21 protein-coding genes are annotated in these 15,790 nt (G+C 64.7%); 6 read left to right on the top strand and 15 right to left on the bottom strand.

Annotation, left to right across the window (positions count from 1 at the left end):
- Positions 1–139: 139 nt before the first annotated feature.
- The 3 genes from ACEUCR_RS02090 to ACEUCR_RS02080 form a co-directional block, all read right to left on the bottom strand.
- Positions 140–1,177 carry a DUF3080 family protein gene (locus tag ACEUCR_RS02090; protein ID WP_408787766.1) on the bottom strand — a complete coding sequence of 346 codons (1,038 nt, stop codon included), beginning with the start codon at positions 1,175–1,177 and terminating at the stop codon, positions 140–142.
- 56 nt (positions 1,178–1,233) lie between these two features.
- The gene (locus tag ACEUCR_RS02085; protein ID WP_041998590.1) at positions 1,234–2,583 is read right to left on the bottom strand and encodes an MATE family efflux transporter; all 1,350 of its coding nucleotides are present in this window, start codon (positions 2,581–2,583) and stop codon (positions 1,234–1,236) included.
- Positions 2,584–2,735: 152 nt separating this feature from the next.
- Positions 2,736–2,954, bottom strand: a complete 219-nt coding sequence (locus tag ACEUCR_RS02080; protein ID WP_041998587.1) for a YaeP family protein — start codon at positions 2,952–2,954, stop codon at positions 2,736–2,738.
- A 133-nt stretch (positions 2,955–3,087) separates the two neighbouring features.
- On the opposite strand from ACEUCR_RS02080, the gene ACEUCR_RS02075 reads away from it, so the two are divergent.
- On the top strand, positions 3,088–3,699 hold the full coding sequence (locus ACEUCR_RS02075) for a riboflavin synthase (RefSeq protein ID WP_041998585.1): 612 nt from the start codon (positions 3,088–3,090) through the stop codon (positions 3,697–3,699).
- A gap of 102 nt (positions 3,700–3,801) precedes the next feature.
- Positions 3,802–4,092: a YciI family protein gene (locus ACEUCR_RS02070; protein WP_408787763.1), complete on the top strand. Its 291-nt coding sequence runs from the start codon at positions 3,802–3,804 to the stop codon at positions 4,090–4,092.
- A gap of 78 nt (positions 4,093–4,170) precedes the next feature.
- Here ACEUCR_RS02070 and ACEUCR_RS02065 read toward each other — a convergent pair whose 3' ends face one another.
- The 4 genes from ACEUCR_RS02065 to ACEUCR_RS02050 form a co-directional block, all read right to left on the bottom strand.
- The gene (locus tag ACEUCR_RS02065; RefSeq protein WP_041998580.1) at positions 4,171–4,374 is read right to left on the bottom strand and encodes a CPXCG motif-containing cysteine-rich protein; all 204 of its coding nucleotides are present in this window, start codon (positions 4,372–4,374) and stop codon (positions 4,171–4,173) included.
- 191 nt (positions 4,375–4,565) lie between these two features.
- On the bottom strand, positions 4,566–5,225 hold the full coding sequence (hxpB, locus tag ACEUCR_RS02060; protein ID WP_408787761.1) for a hexitol phosphatase HxpB: 660 nt from the start codon (positions 5,223–5,225) through the stop codon (positions 4,566–4,568).
- 128 nt (positions 5,226–5,353) lie between these two features.
- A complete protein-coding gene (purT, locus tag ACEUCR_RS02055) occupies positions 5,354–6,532 on the bottom strand; it encodes a formate-dependent phosphoribosylglycinamide formyltransferase (protein ID WP_408787758.1) in 1,179 nt (392 codons plus the stop codon).
- Positions 6,533–6,605: 73 nt separating this feature from the next.
- Complete coding sequence (locus ACEUCR_RS02050; protein ID WP_041998572.1) at positions 6,606–7,496, bottom strand: DMT family transporter; 891 nt, start codon at positions 7,494–7,496, stop codon at positions 6,606–6,608.
- Between the two features lie 225 nt (positions 7,497–7,721).
- Between ACEUCR_RS02050 and ACEUCR_RS02045 the strand changes: the two genes are divergently transcribed.
- Positions 7,722–8,309 (top strand): FMN-dependent NADH-azoreductase, encoded by a 588-nt coding sequence (locus ACEUCR_RS02045; RefSeq protein WP_392442747.1) that lies wholly within the window; start codon positions 7,722–7,724, stop codon positions 8,307–8,309.
- A 96-nt stretch (positions 8,310–8,405) separates the two neighbouring features.
- On the opposite strand, the gene ACEUCR_RS02040 is transcribed toward ACEUCR_RS02045, so the two are convergent.
- The 4 genes from ACEUCR_RS02040 to ACEUCR_RS02025 all read right to left on the bottom strand — a co-directional run bounded on the left by ACEUCR_RS02040 (position 8,406) and on the right by ACEUCR_RS02025 (position 10,912).
- On the bottom strand, positions 8,406–8,582 hold the full coding sequence (locus tag ACEUCR_RS02040; protein WP_084205461.1) for a hypothetical protein: 177 nt from the start codon (positions 8,580–8,582) through the stop codon (positions 8,406–8,408).
- A gap of 224 nt (positions 8,583–8,806) precedes the next feature.
- Positions 8,807–8,995, bottom strand: coding sequence for a DUF4250 domain-containing protein (locus ACEUCR_RS02035; protein ID WP_041998566.1), 189 nt, complete (start codon positions 8,993–8,995; stop codon positions 8,807–8,809).
- Complete coding sequence (locus tag ACEUCR_RS02030) at positions 8,992–9,462, bottom strand: MarR family winged helix-turn-helix transcriptional regulator (RefSeq protein WP_408787755.1); 471 nt, start codon at positions 9,460–9,462, stop codon at positions 8,992–8,994. Before ACEUCR_RS02030 ends, ACEUCR_RS02035 begins: the two co-directional genes overlap by 4 nt.
- 235 nt (positions 9,463–9,697) lie before the next feature.
- On the bottom strand, positions 9,698–10,912 hold the full coding sequence (locus ACEUCR_RS02025; RefSeq protein WP_408787752.1) for a UPF0149 family protein: 1,215 nt from the start codon (positions 10,910–10,912) through the stop codon (positions 9,698–9,700).
- 253 nt (positions 10,913–11,165) lie between these two features.
- On the opposite strand from ACEUCR_RS02025, the gene ACEUCR_RS02020 reads away from it, so the two are divergent.
- Together ACEUCR_RS02020 and ACEUCR_RS02015 are read left to right on the top strand one after the other, a co-directional pair.
- Positions 11,166–12,110 carry a CvfB family protein gene (locus tag ACEUCR_RS02020; RefSeq protein WP_408787750.1) on the top strand — a complete coding sequence of 315 codons (945 nt, stop codon included), beginning with the start codon at positions 11,166–11,168 and terminating at the stop codon, positions 12,108–12,110.
- 1 nt (position 12,111) lies between these two features.
- The gene (locus ACEUCR_RS02015) at positions 12,112–12,516 is read left to right on the top strand and encodes a DUF1289 domain-containing protein (protein WP_408787747.1); all 405 of its coding nucleotides are present in this window, start codon (positions 12,112–12,114) and stop codon (positions 12,514–12,516) included.
- 72 nt (positions 12,517–12,588) lie between these two features.
- On the opposite strand, the gene ACEUCR_RS02010 is transcribed toward ACEUCR_RS02015, so the two are convergent.
- The 3 genes from ACEUCR_RS02010 to ACEUCR_RS02000 all read right to left on the bottom strand — a co-directional run bounded on the left by ACEUCR_RS02010 (position 12,589) and on the right by ACEUCR_RS02000 (position 14,314).
- A complete protein-coding gene (locus tag ACEUCR_RS02010) occupies positions 12,589–12,912 on the bottom strand; it encodes an HI1450 family dsDNA-mimic protein (RefSeq protein WP_041998552.1) in 324 nt (107 codons plus the stop codon).
- A gap of 355 nt (positions 12,913–13,267) precedes the next feature.
- Positions 13,268–13,951: a monofunctional biosynthetic peptidoglycan transglycosylase gene (mtgA, locus tag ACEUCR_RS02005; protein WP_041998549.1), complete on the bottom strand. Its 684-nt coding sequence runs from the start codon at positions 13,949–13,951 to the stop codon at positions 13,268–13,270.
- Positions 13,952–13,993: 42 nt separating this feature from the next.
- Entirely contained in the window at positions 13,994–14,314 is a 321-nt protein-coding gene (locus ACEUCR_RS02000) for an HI1450 family dsDNA-mimic protein (RefSeq protein ID WP_041998547.1), read from the bottom strand.
- Positions 14,315–14,499: 185 nt separating this feature from the next.
- Between ACEUCR_RS02000 and pdxY the strand changes: the two genes are divergently transcribed.
- Complete coding sequence (pdxY, locus tag ACEUCR_RS01995) at positions 14,500–15,375, top strand: pyridoxal kinase PdxY (protein ID WP_408787745.1); 876 nt, start codon at positions 14,500–14,502, stop codon at positions 15,373–15,375.
- 38 nt (positions 15,376–15,413) lie between these two features.
- Here the strand turns inward: pdxY and ACEUCR_RS01990 are convergent, their stop codons facing one another.
- Positions 15,414–15,707: an antibiotic biosynthesis monooxygenase family protein gene (locus tag ACEUCR_RS01990; protein ID WP_408787742.1), complete on the bottom strand. Its 294-nt coding sequence runs from the start codon at positions 15,705–15,707 to the stop codon at positions 15,414–15,416.
- Positions 15,708–15,790: the final 83 nt, after the last annotated feature.

Below are 15,790 nucleotides of genomic sequence, written 5' to 3'. Positions count from 1 at the left end.
ATGGCCCCCAAGGCTGTCAACAAGGGACATGCACAAAGGAGACTGTTTGCCCAGTTCTTGCGCAGCCTGTTGATTTTGCAGGCATGACGGTTCAAAAGCTGCGCTCTGGCCCCCGCCGGTCGGGGTGGCGGCCTCCTCGTCAGGGGGCCGGGTGGCGGGCGGCGCAGGCGGCCAGGATCCGCTGCCAGCCATGGGCGTGGCGCAGGCTGGCGGCGCGAAACGCCAGCCAGGCCTGGCTCTGCAGACCCAGACCATAGCGCTGGCGCCAGGGGGAGAGGGCGGGTTGGGGTGTCAATGGGGTCAGCAGGCGTTCAAGCAGGGGAGCGGTAGCGCGAAACTGGCGATCCAGCCCGGTGAGCCAGGGCTGGATCGCCCCGCCATAGTAGTGACCAAGGGCACCGCGCAGCCGCACCGCCCGGTTCGAGTCCGTGGCCGGGCAGGCGTCATCCAGGCTGGCTTGCTCTATCTGTTGTGCGCTCTGGTTGAGGCGGGCCGTGGCGAGTTCGAGGGAGTAGAGCAGGCGCGCCAGTCCCCGATCCCGGTAGAGACTCTCCAGGGCCGGGGTCAGGGGCGGCAGGGATGGCAGCGCCTTGCTAGACCGCGGCGTCTCGGCCGCCAGCACCCCATCTCGCCACTGCAGCAGGGTGAGCAGGGCCTGCCGGGTCTCGACCAGGCTGGCATCCGGCGCCAGGGGGGCTGGGCGGGGGGAGAGGGCGCGGCGCAGCTCCTGGCTGCTCACCAGGGCATTCCAGAACCTGGCGCTGAGCACGGCGCGTTTTTGCCTGGCGAGATCCGCGAGCCAGAGCCGGGTCTGCGGGTCCTCGCTGTGACAGGCATCGAGTCGCTGGATCAGCTGCCACTCGTAATCGAGGCGGCTGAAGTGGTCGGCGCTGCGGCCCAGGGGGCTGTTGCGCTCGGCCACCAGGGCGCCGAGGCCGCATCGGTTGAGGGTCAGCATGTCGAGCAGACCGACCCGCAGGTCCGGGATGGTCAGCTGCAGGTCCCGCTGGGGCGGGAAGGGGATGGGGGTGACGGGCACGGCGGCGGGGGCGGGTCGCTCCAGCACGGAGGAGACCCGGGTCTGATAGGTATCAAACTGCGACTGGGGCCCGGGCTCGCAGCCGGCGAGCAGGGTGGTCGCCAGCACCATGGCCAGGGCAGTGCCTCTGACTGCCATCCGCGCTCTCCTTGCTGGCGCTGCCTGCGCCCGGGTCAATGGATTGCCCGCCCCCCTCAGCGGGTGGCGAAGCGGCCGTAGATCACCCTGAGTCTGGCACCCAGCATCAGGGCGGCGCCGGTCAGGCCGACGATGAAGCCGATCCAGAAGCCCTGGGGCCCCATGCGGGGCACAATCCAGTCGGTCAATCCCAGGATCATGCCGCTTGGCAGCCCCAGTCCCCAGTAGGCGACGATGGTGATGTAGAAGATGGCCTGGGTGTCCTTGTAGCCGCGCAGGGCGGCGGCGGCCACCACCTGCACCGAATCGGAGATCTGGTAGATGGCGGCGAAGAACAGCAAGATGGCCGCGAGGGTGATCACCTGGAGATCATCGGTGTAGATGGCGGCGATCTGCTCGCGCAGCAGCACGGTCAGGGCGGCGGTGCAGGCGGCGACCGCGATGCCCAGCATCAGGCCGGTGCGGGCCGCGACCCTGGCATGATCAGGCAAGCCTTCCCCTATGCTGTGGCCGACCCGGATGGTCACGCCGACGCCAATGGACAGCGGCAGCATGAACACCAGGCTGGAGAAGTTGAGCGCTATCTGGTGGCTCGCCACCGTCTCCGCGCCAAACGGCGCCAGCATCAGGGCCACCACGGTGAACAGGGTCACCTCGCAGAAGATGGCCATGGCGATGGGGAACCCCAGGCGAAACAGGCGCCAGATCCGGCTGCCGTTGGGGCGGGCAAGCTGGCTGAACAGCCCGATCTCCTTGAAGTGGGTGGAGACCTTCACATAGAGGATCATCGCCAGCAGCATGGCCCAGAGCACGATGGCGGTGGCCACGCCGCAGCCGACACCGCCGAGTTTGGGCATGCCGAAGTGGCCATGGATGAAGATGTAGTTCGCCGGGATATTGACCGCCAGCCCCACGAAGCCGATCACCATGGTGGGCATGGTGTGGGAGAGCCCCTCGCTGAAGTTGCGCAGCACCTGGAAAAGTACGAAGGCGGGCAGTCCCCACAGGATGGCGTGCAGGTAGCCGGCGGTCTTGTCCGCCATCACGGGATCCACGTCCATGAATTGCAAGGCCAGCGGGCTGACATAGAGGGCCCCCATGGCGATGGGGGTCACCATGAGCGCCAGCCAGAAGCCCTGGTGCACCGCCGGGCGCACCTGGTCCCGTTTGCGGGCCCCGTTGAGCTGGGAGACGATGGGGGTGAGCGCCATGATGATCCCCTGTACCAGCAGGATCACCGGCAGCCAGAAGCTGGAGGCGACCGACACGGCGGCGAGATCGACCGCGCTGACCTGACCGGCCATCACGGTATCGACGAAGTTCATCGCGATCTGTGCGACTTGCGCCACCAGGATAGGGCTGGCAAGACGAATGAGTTGCCTCGCCTCGGACCAATAACGTTGCACTGACACCTCCGGTGGGAACAGCCAGGGTTGGCATGATGACATGGATAAAGAGAAGGTCGGTGCACCAGAACGGGGCACCGAGGGAGTCATTCTAGCCGTAATGGCCAGACAAACGAAACGATAGCGTGCGCCTTGCCCCCCAATGGGGTTGCTTACCCTTTGATCTCGCTGTCCTCGTGGTCGCTGATCAAGAGATTGGCGGCGGCGTAGGCGGCCTGCTCGCGCAGCTCGCTGGGTACCCGCTCGTCCCGGGCCACCGCATCGAGGGCCCGGATGCTGGCGGCGATGGCCTGAGGCACATAGCCCTGCTCCCCGGACCCTATCTGGTTGTAGGCGATGCGAATGGCTTCACAGCATTGATATACCAGCATTTTTATTTCCTCGTTAAGCCAGGTTGGAATGGCGTCACTATAGCGAGCTGGGGTCTCCTTGTCAGCCGCCGCCCTTGTCTTGCAAGGTGGCCGGGGGTAACCTGCCGACAATTTTCACAGCCTGGAGAGACCCATGTTCACCGGTATAGTACAGGGGACCGCCGAACTGGTGGCCATCGAAGATCTGCCCAACTTTCGCACCCATGTGATCCGTATGCCGAGCCCGGCCTGGGGCGAGGGGCTGGCGCTGGGGGCCTCGGTGGCCCACAACGGCTGCTGCCTGACCGTCACCCGGGTGGAGGGGGATAGGGTCAGCTTCGATCTGATGCAGGAGACCCTGCGCCTCACCAACCTCGGGCAACTTGTGGTGGGGGACAAGGTCAACGTGGAGCGGGCCGCCCGCTTTGGCGACGAGATTGGCGGTCACGCCATGTCCGGCCACATCATGGGCACGGCCGAGGTGACCTCTGTCATCGACACCCCCAACAACCGCCAGGTGTGGTATCGCCTCGCCCCCGAGCTCATGAAATACGTGCTGACCAAGGGCTACATCGGCATCGACGGCATCAGCCTCACCGTGGGCGAGGTGCGCGGCAACGAGTTTTGCGTCAACCTCATTCCCGAGACCCTGGCCCGCACCAACCTGGGCTGGGTCAAGGCCGGCTGGCACACCAACATCGAGATCGATCCCCAGACCCAGGCCATCGTCGACACCGTGGAGCGGGTGCTGGCGGCGCGCCAGTAACCACCTGAGCGCTGCCTCCAGGGTACGAAGAGGAGGGCGGCATCACGGGAAAGGCGCCCTCTTGTGGAAGAGGCACCGCCTTTGAGCCTTGGAGACTTCCCTATGTTTGTCGTGACATTGACCTATGTAAAACCACTGGATGAGATCGATGCCCTGATACCGGCCCACATTGCGTGGCTGGAGCGGCAGTATGCCGCAGGCCATTTTCTGGCGTCCGGGCGTCGGGTACCCCGGGTCGGGGGCGTCATACTGGCGCAGGGAGTGAGCCGAGACGCCCTGGAGGCGATACTGGCAGAGGATCCCTTCAAGCAGGCAGAGGCGGCCGACTATCAGGTGGTGGAGTTTGTTCCGACCGTGACGTCGGCGAATGCGGCGTGTTTGAGGGAGGGGTGACCCAAGCTGACGATGGCACAAAAACAAGCGGGACCCTGTGGGTCCCGCTTGTTTTTGTCTGTGTCTGGGCAGGGCGATTCAGAACATCTGCTCGTCGTCGGCATCCACAAACAGCTGCAGACAGTCGCGCACCTCGTCCCGGTGCAATCTCAGATGGATGGGGTTGCAACAGGCCATGCAGTCCTCGTAAAACTCCTGATCCCCCTGGCTCGCATCCAGCTCGACCCGGGTGTGGTGGCCGCAGTGGGGGCAGACGATACGCTTGCTGATGTAGTCGATCATGGTGACCTCCCGAAGGCCAAGGGTACATGGCCATATCCCAGAGTCTAGCTAGTGTGACGTCATCATACCGGGAGCCAGCGCACCTTTGCGCAGGGCCAGGCCGACAAGGGGCTGCGCTCGCGCCAGGGCGCTGATGGCCAGACGGGGATCGCCTGCCGGGCGGATTGATGGAGCGAGCGGTGGTTGCTTGTCTATTTGAGCCAGCGGGCCAGCATGTCCGCATCCAGCTCGGCAAGAGAGCGCAGCTGGTGATCGGCGATGGCCAGACGGGGATCGCCCACCAGAGCCGGGTCCGGCACGATCAGCGCCTGCATGGAGGCCGCCTTGGCCGCCAGCAGGCCGGTGAAGCTGTCCTCGATGGCCAGACAGTGTACAGGCTCGACGCCGAGCTTCTCGGCGGCGTGGATATAGACATCCGGGTGGGGCTTGCCAAAGCGCTCCACCTCGGCGGAGTGCACCGCCATGAAGCGATCCTGGATGCCGAGTTTGCCGAGCACCGCCTCCACCATGGCAAAGGGGGAGGAGGTGGCCAGGCCAATCTTGAGGCCACGGGCCTCGATGAGGTCGAGGGCTTCCAGCACCCCGGCCTTGGGCTGCCCCTCTTGCAGGATGAGCGCTATCACCTGAACCAGAATGCGCTGTACCACCTCTTCCTGGGTCGGGCTGCTCCAGGGGCGGATCCGGTACCAGTGGGCCACCAGCTGATCGATGCGCACCCCTATGGTGGAGTTGCAGTCTTCCTCGGTGTGGAAGTGGCCCAGCTCGGCGAAGACGGCCATCTGGGCCCGTTGCCAGAAGGGTTCCGAGTCGATCAGAACACCATCCATATCGAAGATCACGGCAGTTAACATCTTGTACTCCTGACATAGGTGAAGGGGGGATTATAAGCCCGGCGCTTCCATGGGAAAGGGGCAGTCACCTGCCCCTTGCGCCGGATCACGCAGATAAACGTTTGTTTTTGCGTGGTAAAGCGGATTGCCTAGAAGAGTACCTCGACCCGGGCTGCCACCGTCTTGGCCTGCTCCACGGCTTCCTGGCAATCCAGCCCACGGGCGAGCGCCACCCCGAGACGACGGCGACCTGCGATCTCCGGCTTGCCGAAGAGGCGCAGCTGGGCGCCCGGCACCAGGGCCAGTGCCTCGCCAATCCCCTGATAGCGGATGTTCTGGCTGTGGCCTTCTTGCAACACCACGGCAGAGGCGCTCGGGCCGTACTGGGTGATGGTGCCGACGGGCAGCCCCAGGATGGCACGCACGTGCAGGGCGAACTCGGAGAGATCCTGGGAGATCAGGGTCACCATGCCGGTGTCATGGGGGCGGGGAGAGACTTCGCTGAACCACACCTCGTCACCCCGGATGAAGAGCTCGACCCCGAACAAACCGTAGCCGCCAAGGGCCTCGACCACCTTGGCCGCCACCTCCTTGGCACGGGCCAGGGCCAGCTCGCTCATGACCTGGGGCTGCCAGGATTCGCGGTAGTCGCCATCCTCCTGGCGATGGCCGATAGGCTCGCAGAAGTGGATGCCATCGACGGCGCGCACCGTGAGCAGGGTGATCTCGTATTCGAAAGGTACGAACCCCTCGACAATCACCTTGCCACGGCCGGCGCGGCCCCCCTCCTGGGCATAGGTCCAGCTCTCGTCCAGCCTGGCAAGATCGCGCAGAAGGCTCTGCCCCTTGCCCGACGAGCTCATCACGGGTTTCACCACGCAGGGCAGGCCGATGGCCTCGACGGCGGCCACAAACTCCTCCTTGCTCTGGGCAAAGCGGTAGGCAGAGGTGGGAAGGCCCAGCTCTTCGGCGGCGAGACGACGGATCCCCTCCCGGTTCATGGTGAGCTGGGTAGCACGGGCATTGGGCACCACCCTGACCCCTTCCTGCTCAAGCTCTGCCAGGGTATCGGTGGCGATGGCTTCAATCTCGGGGATGATGAGGTCGGGCTTGATCTCGGTCACCAGGGCGCGCAGGGCGGCGCCATCGAGCATGTCCAGCACGCGGGCCTGGTGGGCCACCTGCATGGCGGGAGCATGGGGGTAGCGGTCGGCGGCGATCACCTCGATACCGAGCCGCTGCAGCTCGATGGCGACCTCCTTGCCGAGTTCGCCTGAGCCCAGCAGCAGGGCACGGGTCGCAGTGGGGCGGGTGGCGGTTCCAAACATCTGATCTCTCCTGAGGTCGGTGGTCAGCAGGGCTGATCCGGGTGAGCAAAAAAAGAGGCACGCATGGCGTACCTCAGGAAACGGGTTTGTGGGCGCGCTGCTCCAGATGGGTGAGCAGGGTGATGGCGCCTATGATGATGGCGGCCCCCAGCCACAATCGGCCGGGGGGCGCCCAGCCAAATACCAGCCAGCCGGCCAGCACGTTCATGGGCAGCTTGGCAAAATCGAAGGGTTGGACGAAGGAGGCCTCCGCCACGCTGTAGGCGCGGGCGATGGACATCTGGGCCAGGGCCGACAGCACGCCCGAGGCCGCCACCAGCAGCCATTGGGTTTCGCTCGGCCACTGCCATTCGGGGATCGCCAGCATGGCGTTGAACGGGGTGCTGAAGATGAGCAGGTAGACGACGATGGTGTGGGACGACTCGCTCGCCGCCTGATAGCGCACCAGCAGGGAGTAGCCTGCCCAGAAGAGGGCGGCCGCCACCGGCAGCAATGAGGCCCAGCTGAAGTCATCGGTCCAGGGGGCCAGGATCAGCATGGCGCCGACAAAGCCCGCCAGGGTGGCGAGGATGCGGGCCCGGCTCACCTGCTCTTTGAGAAAGAGGGCAGAGCCCAGGGTGGCAAACAGGGGGGAGGTCATCAAAAGCGCTATCCCCTGCCAGATGGGGACGGGGACCGCCAGGGCCCAGAGCCAGAACTGGATGCCGATGACCGCCAGGGCGACCCGCAGCAGGTGCAGGCGCAACTGGTTGGTCATCAGGGACTGGCGCAGACCGTGGCGAACGAGCCAGGGCAGCAGGCAGACCAGGGCGATCAGATACTGGTGAAAGGCGACCTGGGTCGAGGGAAGGCCAAGCGTGAAGCTGACATACTGGCTCAGGCTGTTGACGGCGGCGAAGCAGAGGCCTGCCACCATCATCCAGACGGCGCCGGCAAAGGGGGAGTGCCTGCGGGAAGAGGACATGGGATCCGGATCACGTACAAAAAGTGCGGCGGATCATAACGGCAATCGTTTGTCATGCCAAGGGCGTGGAGTTTGATGAGACCCTTTGTGCCGAGGAAATGCACAGGCATCAAAAATTTTGAATGACTTGAGCATCTATTTTCGCTATCAGGCCCCAAACGCAGTGTTTATAGTGACCTCCATCGACAGCCTGGCTGTTCAACTAACAAGCAAATGGAGTGTACCATGGCCAATATCCTCGTTCTCAAGTCCAGCATCCTGGGCCAGTATTCCCAATCCAACGCCCTGATCGACGGCTACCTAGCCGAGCGCCAGGGTGACAGCGTCACGGTACGTGACCTGGCGACCCTGAACCTGCCGGTGCTGGACGGCGAGCTGGCCATGGGCCTGCGCGGCGGCGAGAACCTGAACGAGCGTCAGCTGGCCGTGCTGGCCCAGTCCGACGAACTGATCGCCGAGCTCAAGGGGAGCGACCTGGTGATCATCGCGGCCCCCATGTACAACTTCAACATTCCGACCCAGCTGAAGAACTGGATTGACCTGATTGCCCGTGCCGGTGTCACCTTCCGCTACACCGAGACCGGTCCGGTCGGCCTGGTGGAGAACACCCGCGCCCTGGTGGTCAGCCCCCGTGGCGGCATGCACGTGGGCAATGCCACCGACCTGGTGACCCCCTACATGCGTACCGTGCTCGGCTTCATCGGCATCAAGGAAGTGGACTTCATCTATGCCGAAGGCATGGGCATGGGTCCGGAAGCCCAGGCCAAGGGGATCGAAGAGGCCAGGTCCCAGCTCGATGCCCTGGCCAGCTGATCAGCCAGCGCCCCGCTCCCATGACGAAAACGCAGCCTTCTGGCTGCGTTTTTTGTCTGCATGGTGTGGATGTCTGAGCGGGCGAGCTGGCGCGGGCTACTCCAGGATGAAGCGGCGGCACCCTCCCACCACCAGCAGGAGCACCACGGCCAGGGAGCCGATGAGCAGCAGGCTGAGCCACTGCTCCGTGCTGTCGGGAAGAATGGGGGTAAACAGGCTGATCATCAGCAGGGCACAGAGGGTGATCAGGCTCGCCTGTCGGGTCGGGATCATGGGGTACCTCCTTGTGGGACAGGAATGAGGTTAATCGCCGCAGATGACAGTTTGATGCTTCCGTGCATCGAGCCGCATGGCGCCGGTTCGGGCATGGCCTCCAGAAGGCCTGCCCACGAGAGCCTCATCCTAGCAGTTTTTTCGCGCCAGGATCTGCGCTCGTTCAGGGCTGTGATCCCGATCGCCCTGCGGAGCTGGTTTGCCCGCGCGAGCAAGGGGCCTTATCAGCGGAACTGCCTCTGCTGGGGCTGATAGTGAAAATCGCCGCTGGCCAGACGGGCTTCAAGGGCGCCTCTGTCGATATCCTGGGCCCGGCAGAGATCGTCCAGATCATGGTAGTGATCCCGCAGCTGCATGTTGACCAGGCTCAGCAGCATGTTGACGTCCATGGTCTCGAAGCGTTGCAGGTTCATGGCTGTTGCTCCTGGTCGAGCTTGTGCAGCTGCTCCATGGCCTCGCTCACGCTCCGCAGATGCTGGCGTATGCTTTGGCGCGCCTCGCTAGGCAGATAGTCGGTCAGGGTATGCTGCCAGCTGCTCGCCTCGCTCTTGAGCTGGGCGAACAGGGCCTCGCCCTGCTCGGTGAGGGAAACCAGGCTGACCCGCTTGTCCTGCTCGCTGCTCTGGGCCTGGAGTATGCCTTTCTCGCTGAGGCGATGGATCTCCCGGGAGATGCGCACCTTGTCCATGCCGCTCGCCTCCACCAGCTCTTTCTGGCTGATGGGGTAGTTGGGCCCCAGCACCATCATCAGGCGCCATTGAGGTACGGTCAGCTGATAGCGGGCCTGATAGAACTGCTCGAAGGTCTCCCGCACCATCTCGGCGGCGTGCACCAGCTGATAGGGGGGGTAGTGTGCAAGCAGACCGATGAGTTTTTGCATATGAACTCCTGCTGTTGTCCTGCATCGGATGCAGTTTCTCTTGATACTTTAACCTGATGATACGTAACTCAAGGAGCTTTGTCTGAACAAGGGTCCGAAAAATGTGCACTGGCGCACGACCGGACAGGCCCGCCTCCCGAGTTAGCGTCTCAAACGGGAATCTTCTCCTGCAAGGTTAGTCCCATCTGCCGACCATGGCGGATCCCGCCATGTCCCCCTTGCGCCACCTGGATCTTCAACGCTTGCGCAGCCAGAGCAGGGCTCCCTCGGCGAGCCAGGCGGCGCGCCCCTGCAGGGCATAGCTGGCGGCCTCGTCCCGGCTGCCGCTCTGCCAGTAGCCGGGGGCCTGCCTTGGCAATTTGCGCTGACCAAGCAGGTAGGCCGGGACATGGGCATTGCAGGCCAGGGCCGCCGCGAGGGCCGGCCCAGCCTCTTCAGCCCCCTGGCGGACAAACAGCAGCAGGGCACGGCTGTAGAGCAGGGCGCAGGAGGCTTCGTCGAAGCGGGCGAGGAGCGCCGCGAGGGCATCCCACTCCCGGCAGATGGCGTAAAGACTGGCCAGGGGGTAGCGGCAACCCGGCTCATCCTGGCGGCACAGGGTCAGCAGGGCCTCGTACTCGCGGCGGGCCTGGGGCAGTTGCCCCAGCTCGAACAGGGCATCGGCGCGTCCCGCCCTGGCCGCGAGCAGGGGACGGACCTCGCTGGCGCTCCAGCCGTGGCCATCCAGTGCTTGCCAGAAGGGGGCATCGAACAGCGGCTCGGCATCCTGGATGATACGTTCGAACCAGACCAACCGCTCCCCCGGGCTGCGACTGGCGTTGGCCTGTTCGAACCAGCCCCGCCAGCGGGCGGCCTGTTCGCTCTCCTGCTCTTGTGGCGCCTCCCCGGGTGGCGTCCAGCCCTCGATCCGCAGCAGATCATTGAGCGCTCCCTTCATCTGCTGGCGCTGGCGCTTGCAAAAATCGAAGAAGGGCAGCTCGCTCGCCGACGCCTGATGCAGCATGCGCGCCAGGGGCAAGTCCCGAAACAGGCAGAGCTCGGCGGCCAGGCGCAGGCGGCGCTGGGTGAGGGGATCGTTCAAATCCTTCGGCTTGGGCCAGCAGGCCAGCCCCAGGCTGAAACCGTGGCTCCACTGGCCCAGGGGGTGGTGAATGTCGAACACCTGCTCGGGTTGCTCGTTCGGGAGACGGCACTGGCTCGGCAGGGCCAGCTGGGCCTCGTCTGCCTGGGCTTCCAGCTCGGCGATCAGATGGTGCAGTGCCTGTGCGCTGCGCTCGTCCAGCGCGGGATCCCGGGGCAGAAGGCCGACCAGGGGAGCCTGCCAGTCGGGGCCATCCGGTCCCACCAGTCGGGCGCAGAGGAAGCCGTGCAGGGCCGGGTAGCTGAGCTCCTCGCCACTGTGTTGCTGCAACCAGAGATTGAGTTGGCGGGTGCGGTTGGCTGGGTTCATCACGGCTCCTCTGACGATGGCGTAAAGGCCCGCTGGGCTGAGTACCAGGGACCGGTTGCGACTGAAAATAGCGGCGCAGTCTAACCAAAAAGAGGGTCAGATGCAGCAAGTGTGGGGTTAACGGTCGCCATGTTCGGCAATTTGGCGGCGATGTCCATGACGATCCCGACTGTGATGAGGGTATCTTCGGCAAGGCAAGAAAGGCGCCTTGATCCCGCAAGAGACTAGGCCGGGGGAGCCCCTTTGCGGTAAGATGCGTCCCCAGCCGGACGCGGTCCGGGGACAGACTGTCCGTGAACACGAGAGACAAGAGAGCACCATGATACAGATTGGCAAGATGAACACCCTCACCGTGATCGAACTCGAAGAGAGGGGCGCCTGGCTCGCCGCCGGGGACGAGTATGGCGAGTTGCTGCTGCCCAAGCGTCAACTGCCGGAAGGGGTGGCCGAGGGGGATGAGGTGGCCGTCTTCCTCTATCTGGATGCCGATTGCGAGCCGGTGATCACCACCGACAAGCCGTTTGCCATGGTGGGCCAACTGGCCGGTCTCAAGGTGGTCAATGCCAACAAGATCGGCGCCTTCCTCGACTGGGGCATGAAGAAAGATCTGTTCGTGCCGACCCGGGAGCAGAACAAGCCGATGCTGGTGGGCCATGTCTACCTGGTCTACCTGATGCTCGACAACGAGGGGCGCATGGTGGGGACCAGCCGCATCGAACGCTTCCTCTCCCAGGAGCGGCCCCCTTTCCAGGTCGGTGATCAGGTGACGGCTCTGCCCGGCGAGCACACCCCCCTTGGCATCAAGGTGGTGGTCAACGATCGCTACCCCGGCATGCTGTTCAAGAACGAGGTGTTCGGCCGGGTGATGACGGGGCGTCCCCAGACTGCCTGGGTCAAGCAGGTGCGCGACGATGGCAAGCTGGATCTGACCCTGCAAAAGCCGGGGATCACCGAGCGGATGGACGATGCCGGCACTGCCATTCTGGCGCGGCTGCGCAAGCAGGGCGGCGAGCTGGCCCTGGGGGACAAGAGCGAACCCGAGCTCATCTACAAGCTGTTGGCCATGAGCAAGGGCACCTTCAAGAAGGCGATCGGTGGCCTCTACAAGCAGGGACTGATCGAGATAGAACCCAACTGCATCCGGCTGGTCGGCGGGGCCCAGAGCGGTGAGCCCGCCCCCCAAGGCGAGCAGGACTGAGATGGCCAGCCCCTGCGTGGGACGCTGCCAGCTGGAGGGAGATAGCTGCCTCGGCTGTGGCCGCACTCTCGCTGAGATAGCGAGCTGGTCCACCCTGACCCAGGCGCAGCAGCTGGCCATCATGGCCACCCTGGCGACCCGGCCGACAGGCCAGGGGGTGATGAGGGTGGTGCCGCAGACGCAAGGAACAGGTGCGCAAGCAGAGGTATCCACAGAGACTGGTCTGCCCGCGAGCACCCATCTGTGTCCAGGGTGCGGGGAAGCCGCCTATTGCGCCCTGTCGGCGGGCCAGGGGATCGGCGATTGCTGGTGCAGCCAGTTGCCCGCGATCGCCATGAGCGAGGCCCCGGCCTGTTGGTGCCGGGCCTGCCTGGTCAGGGCCATCGAGGCCAGAGACGCTCGCTGAGCGGCGGCTTGCTGTCCCCTGAGCCAAAAAGGGCGCCTTGCGGCGCCCTTTTTCGATCCCGAGGGGAGGAGATCAGGCCTGCTCGTGACGAAACCAGCGCACATGCACCTCATGCTCGTCCTGTTGACGAGGCAGCAGGTAGCTGGCGTAGATCACCTCGAACTCCTCCTGATGATCGAGCAGCCCTATCCACACCTCGGCCCAGCGCTCCAGATCCACCGGTACCCCCAGCTCGCGGGACCAGTCGGCATTGGGCAGTGTGGCCTCCACGGCGCCGCGCTTTTCGAACTCCAGGGTAATGTCGACGATCTGTTCGGGGGCCAGCATGTCGGCCGCCTGTTCGAGAAACTGATCATAGGCCCATTCGACCAGCTGATCCGGGGTACGTTGTTCCATGAGATCACTCCAGATGCTTGAGACCCGCTACTGTAACAAGGAATGGCGCTGGCGGCGAGTGCGCCAGGGCTGTGATGGGCGGCCCGCCGGGTTGGCGTGAACATCGGCAAGGGGGCCATGATGACGCGGCGAGATGGCGGCGACCAGCGGTATGCTGGTTGCCGCGTCGCCCTGGCGCTATGGTAATAGCCGGAGAATGTGTCCCTCGGGAGCGGCATGATGAAGAGACGAAGTCAGCGGTTGCGTGTCCGACGGCGGCGAGAGACCTGGTGGTGGCACTATCTGCCCTTGCATCGGGATACGGTGGGTGGTCATCTGGGCCCGGCCAGCCCGGCGCAGCCGACCCCGGGGGAAGTCAGTTCGCCTCGTGTACCCGGTTCAGGGTGACCTGACCCAGCTGACTCATCTGGCGACGGATCCAGGTCGCCCGCTTGGCCACATAGGGGGAGGGGGGCGAGACCCGATAACGCCAGGGGTTGGGCAGCGCCGCCGCCAGCAGGGAGGCCTCATAGCGGGTGAGGCGTATGGCAGGCTTGCCAAAGTAGTGTCTGGCGGCGGCCTCGGCGCCATAGATGCCGGGGCCGAACTCGACGATGTTGAGATAGACCTCCAGGATGCGGGCCTTGTCCCAACCCAGCTCCATCAACAGGGTGAACCAGGCCTCCAGCCCCTTGCGCACGAAACTGCGATCGTCCCACATGAAGAGGTTCTTGGCGGTCTGCTGGCTGAGGGTGCTGGCGCCGCGCACCCGCCCCCCCTGCTCGTTGTGCTGCCAGGCCGCGCTGATGGCGGCCATGTCAAAGCCGTTGTGATCGGGAAAATGCTGATCTTCGGCCGCCACCACCGCCAGCTGCAGTTGGGGGGAGATGGCGTCCAGGCTGACCCATTGGTGCATCACCTGCTTGATGGGGGCCGGCGGCGAGATGGCGCGCTGGATACGCCAGCTCCAGGTGGGGGGATCGACCCACCCCAGCAGGGCCACCAGGGCCACCGACAGCAGCAGGGCGCCAAGCAGGATGCGCCACAACCAGCTCAGCATGGCAGGCTCGCGTCAGGGGAGAGAGGAGGCTTCATCCAGAGCTCAGTCAGGCAGCCATTCGATGTGGCAGAACTTCTCGTCCACGGCGCGGGCGATCAGCATGCGGGCGAACAGGTGCTCGACCTCCTGCTCGCTGTTCTCCAGACCCACCCAGATCTCGGCGTAGTCGGCGTCCGTCACCTCGAAGCCAACATCCCCGTCCCAGTCGTCGCCGGGCTCGGTCTCGGCCAGCAGGCCGCGCTCGTTGAACGCCTGATTGAACAGGGCTATCTCGTGCTCGGGCAGGTTGTCGGAGGCGAGCTCCATGAAGAGTTCGAGGGCGGTATTGAGCAGGGTTTCGACACTGTGTTGCTGTGTGGACATAAGCGTTCCGATTGATGACGGTAAGGGGGCGCCCGGGGCGCGCGGCGCCATTAAACCACAGAGTCGGGCCCTCATAAATAGTCGCCAGAGACAAGAGCGTCCCCTGGCGGGCACGCAGACCCTGGCCGCAGGCACCCTGCATCCGTTATATTGCGCCCTCTTCTTCTCTCTCTTCGAGTCTTGCCATGAAGCGAATTCTCTCTATCCAGTCCCACGTGGTATTTGGCTGTGCCGGCAACAGCGCCGCCGTCTTTCCCATGCGCCGTCTCGGCATGGAGGTCTGGCCCGTCAATACGGTGCAGTTTTCCAATCACACCCAGTACGCGGCGGGGTGGCAGGGGATGGCGATGCCCGCCGGCCATATCAGCGCCCTTTGCCAGGGGCTGATGGATATCGAGGTGCTGGGGCACTGCGATGCGGTACTGAGCGGCTACCTGGGATCGGCGGAGCAGGGGAGCGAGATCCTGGCGGTGGTCGCGGCCGTCAAGGCGGCCAATCCGGCGGCCATCTATTTTTGCGATCCCGTGATGGGCCACCCGGAGAAGGGATGCATCGTCGCCCCCGGCGTGACCCGTTTTCTCACCGAGCAGGCGCTGCCGGTGGCGGACATCCTGGCCCCCAACCTGCTGGAGCTGGAAACCCTGTGCGATTGCCGCCTGACGACCCTGGCCCAGACCCGGGCCGCCGCCCACCAGTTGCTGGACAAGGGGGTGAAGATGGTGCTGGTCAAGCACCTGGGGCGCGCCGCCAGTGATCCCGGCCGTTTCGAGATGCTGCTGGCCACCCCCGAGGGGGATTATCTCATCGCCCGGCCGCTCTACGAGTTTGCCCGCCAGCCGGTGGGGGTGGGGGATCTCATCAGCGCCCTGATGCTGGCCAACCTGCAGGCGGGGTTTGATGCGGTGGTCGCCTTCGAGCGCACCAATGCCGCGGTCGATGCGGTGCTGCGCCAGACCTGGCAGGCGGATGCCTACGAGTTGCAGCTGATCGCGGCCCAGGAGGCTTTCACCGACCCCCGGATAGTCCACAAGGCCGAGCGCCTGGCTGGCGAGCTGGCCTGATGCGGCATCCGTGATCGGCCAAGCTCATCCTTGGCTGATCAAGGTTGTACCGCCTGAAAATGCTCCACGGTGGGGAAGGGATCGTAGAAGTGATGGAGCAGCGCCTTCCACTCCTGGTACTGGGGGGAGCCGCGAAAGCCCTGGGTATGATCCTCGAGCCGTTGCCAGTTGACCAGCAGCAGGTAGCGGTGTGAGTCGGTCAGTGAGCGTTGCAGCTGGTGGCCGGCGTAACCGGGCAGGGTGCTGATGATGCGCTGGGCCTGCGCGAATGCCAGCTCGAAGGCGGCAGCCTGGCCCGGGATGATCTGCAGCGGGGCGACTTCCAATATCATGAGGGCTCCTTGCCGTCTTCGGATGAAGGGGTCATTTGAGCAGTGAGTGCGCCAATACACAAGGCCAGCCTTGGGGCTGGCCT

Source organism: Aeromonas bivalvium (assembly GCF_046078285.1).
Classification (GTDB): domain Bacteria; phylum Pseudomonadota; class Gammaproteobacteria; order Enterobacterales; family Aeromonadaceae; genus Aeromonas; species Aeromonas bivalvium.
This window is presented reverse-complemented; position numbering and strand designations above follow the sequence as displayed.

What these genes read in the sequence shown, in the direction of transcription:
- ACEUCR_RS02000 (WP_041998547.1), bottom strand. Translation starts at nt 14,314, where the DNA reads ATGTCCACACAGCAACACAGTGTCGAAACCCTGCTCAATACCGCCCTC.
- ACEUCR_RS02050 (WP_041998572.1), bottom strand. Translation starts at nt 7,496, where the DNA reads ATGTCCTCTTCCCGCAGGCACTCCCCCTTTGCCGGCGCCGTCTGGATG.
- ACEUCR_RS02010 (WP_041998552.1), bottom strand. Translation starts at nt 12,912, where the DNA reads ATGGAACAACGTACCCCGGATCAGCTGGTCGAATGGGCCTATGATCAG.
- ACEUCR_RS02030 (WP_408787755.1), bottom strand. Translation starts at nt 9,462, where the DNA reads ATGCAAAAACTCATCGGTCTGCTTGCACACTACCCCCCCTATCAGCTG.
- purT (WP_408787758.1), bottom strand. Translation starts at nt 6,532, where the DNA reads ATGTTTGGAACCGCCACCCGCCCCACTGCGACCCGTGCCCTGCTGCTG.
- ACEUCR_RS02075 (WP_041998585.1), top strand. Translation starts at nt 3,088, where the DNA reads ATGTTCACCGGTATAGTACAGGGGACCGCCGAACTGGTGGCCATCGAA.
- ACEUCR_RS01990 (WP_408787742.1), bottom strand. Translation starts at nt 15,707, where the DNA reads ATGATATTGGAAGTCGCCCCGCTGCAGATCATCCCGGGCCAGGCTGCC.
- hxpB (WP_408787761.1), bottom strand. Translation starts at nt 5,225, where the DNA reads ATGTTAACTGCCGTGATCTTCGATATGGATGGTGTTCTGATCGACTCG.
- ACEUCR_RS02025 (WP_408787752.1), bottom strand. Translation starts at nt 10,912, where the DNA reads ATGAACCCAGCCAACCGCACCCGCCAACTCAATCTCTGGTTGCAGCAA.
- ACEUCR_RS02020 (WP_408787750.1), top strand. Translation starts at nt 11,166, where the DNA reads ATGCGTCCCCAGCCGGACGCGGTCCGGGGACAGACTGTCCGTGAACAC.
- mtgA (WP_041998549.1), bottom strand. Translation starts at nt 13,951, where the DNA reads ATGCTGAGCTGGTTGTGGCGCATCCTGCTTGGCGCCCTGCTGCTGTCG.
- ACEUCR_RS02070 (WP_408787763.1), top strand. Translation starts at nt 3,802, where the DNA reads ATGTTTGTCGTGACATTGACCTATGTAAAACCACTGGATGAGATCGAT.
- ACEUCR_RS02090 (WP_408787766.1), bottom strand. Translation starts at nt 1,177, where the DNA reads ATGGCAGTCAGAGGCACTGCCCTGGCCATGGTGCTGGCGACCACCCTG.
- ACEUCR_RS02035 (WP_041998566.1), bottom strand. Translation starts at nt 8,995, where the DNA reads ATGAACCTGCAACGCTTCGAGACCATGGACGTCAACATGCTGCTGAGC.
- ACEUCR_RS02080 (WP_041998587.1), bottom strand. Translation starts at nt 2,954, where the DNA reads ATGCTGGTATATCAATGCTGTGAAGCCATTCGCATCGCCTACAACCAG.
- ACEUCR_RS02045 (WP_392442747.1), top strand. Translation starts at nt 7,722, where the DNA reads ATGGCCAATATCCTCGTTCTCAAGTCCAGCATCCTGGGCCAGTATTCC.
- ACEUCR_RS02040 (WP_084205461.1), bottom strand. Translation starts at nt 8,582, where the DNA reads ATGATCCCGACCCGACAGGCGAGCCTGATCACCCTCTGTGCCCTGCTG.
- ACEUCR_RS02015 (WP_408787747.1), top strand. Translation starts at nt 12,112, where the DNA reads ATGGCCAGCCCCTGCGTGGGACGCTGCCAGCTGGAGGGAGATAGCTGC.
- ACEUCR_RS02065 (WP_041998580.1), bottom strand. Translation starts at nt 4,374, where the DNA reads ATGATCGACTACATCAGCAAGCGTATCGTCTGCCCCCACTGCGGCCAC.
- pdxY (WP_408787745.1), top strand. Translation starts at nt 14,500, where the DNA reads ATGAAGCGAATTCTCTCTATCCAGTCCCACGTGGTATTTGGCTGTGCC.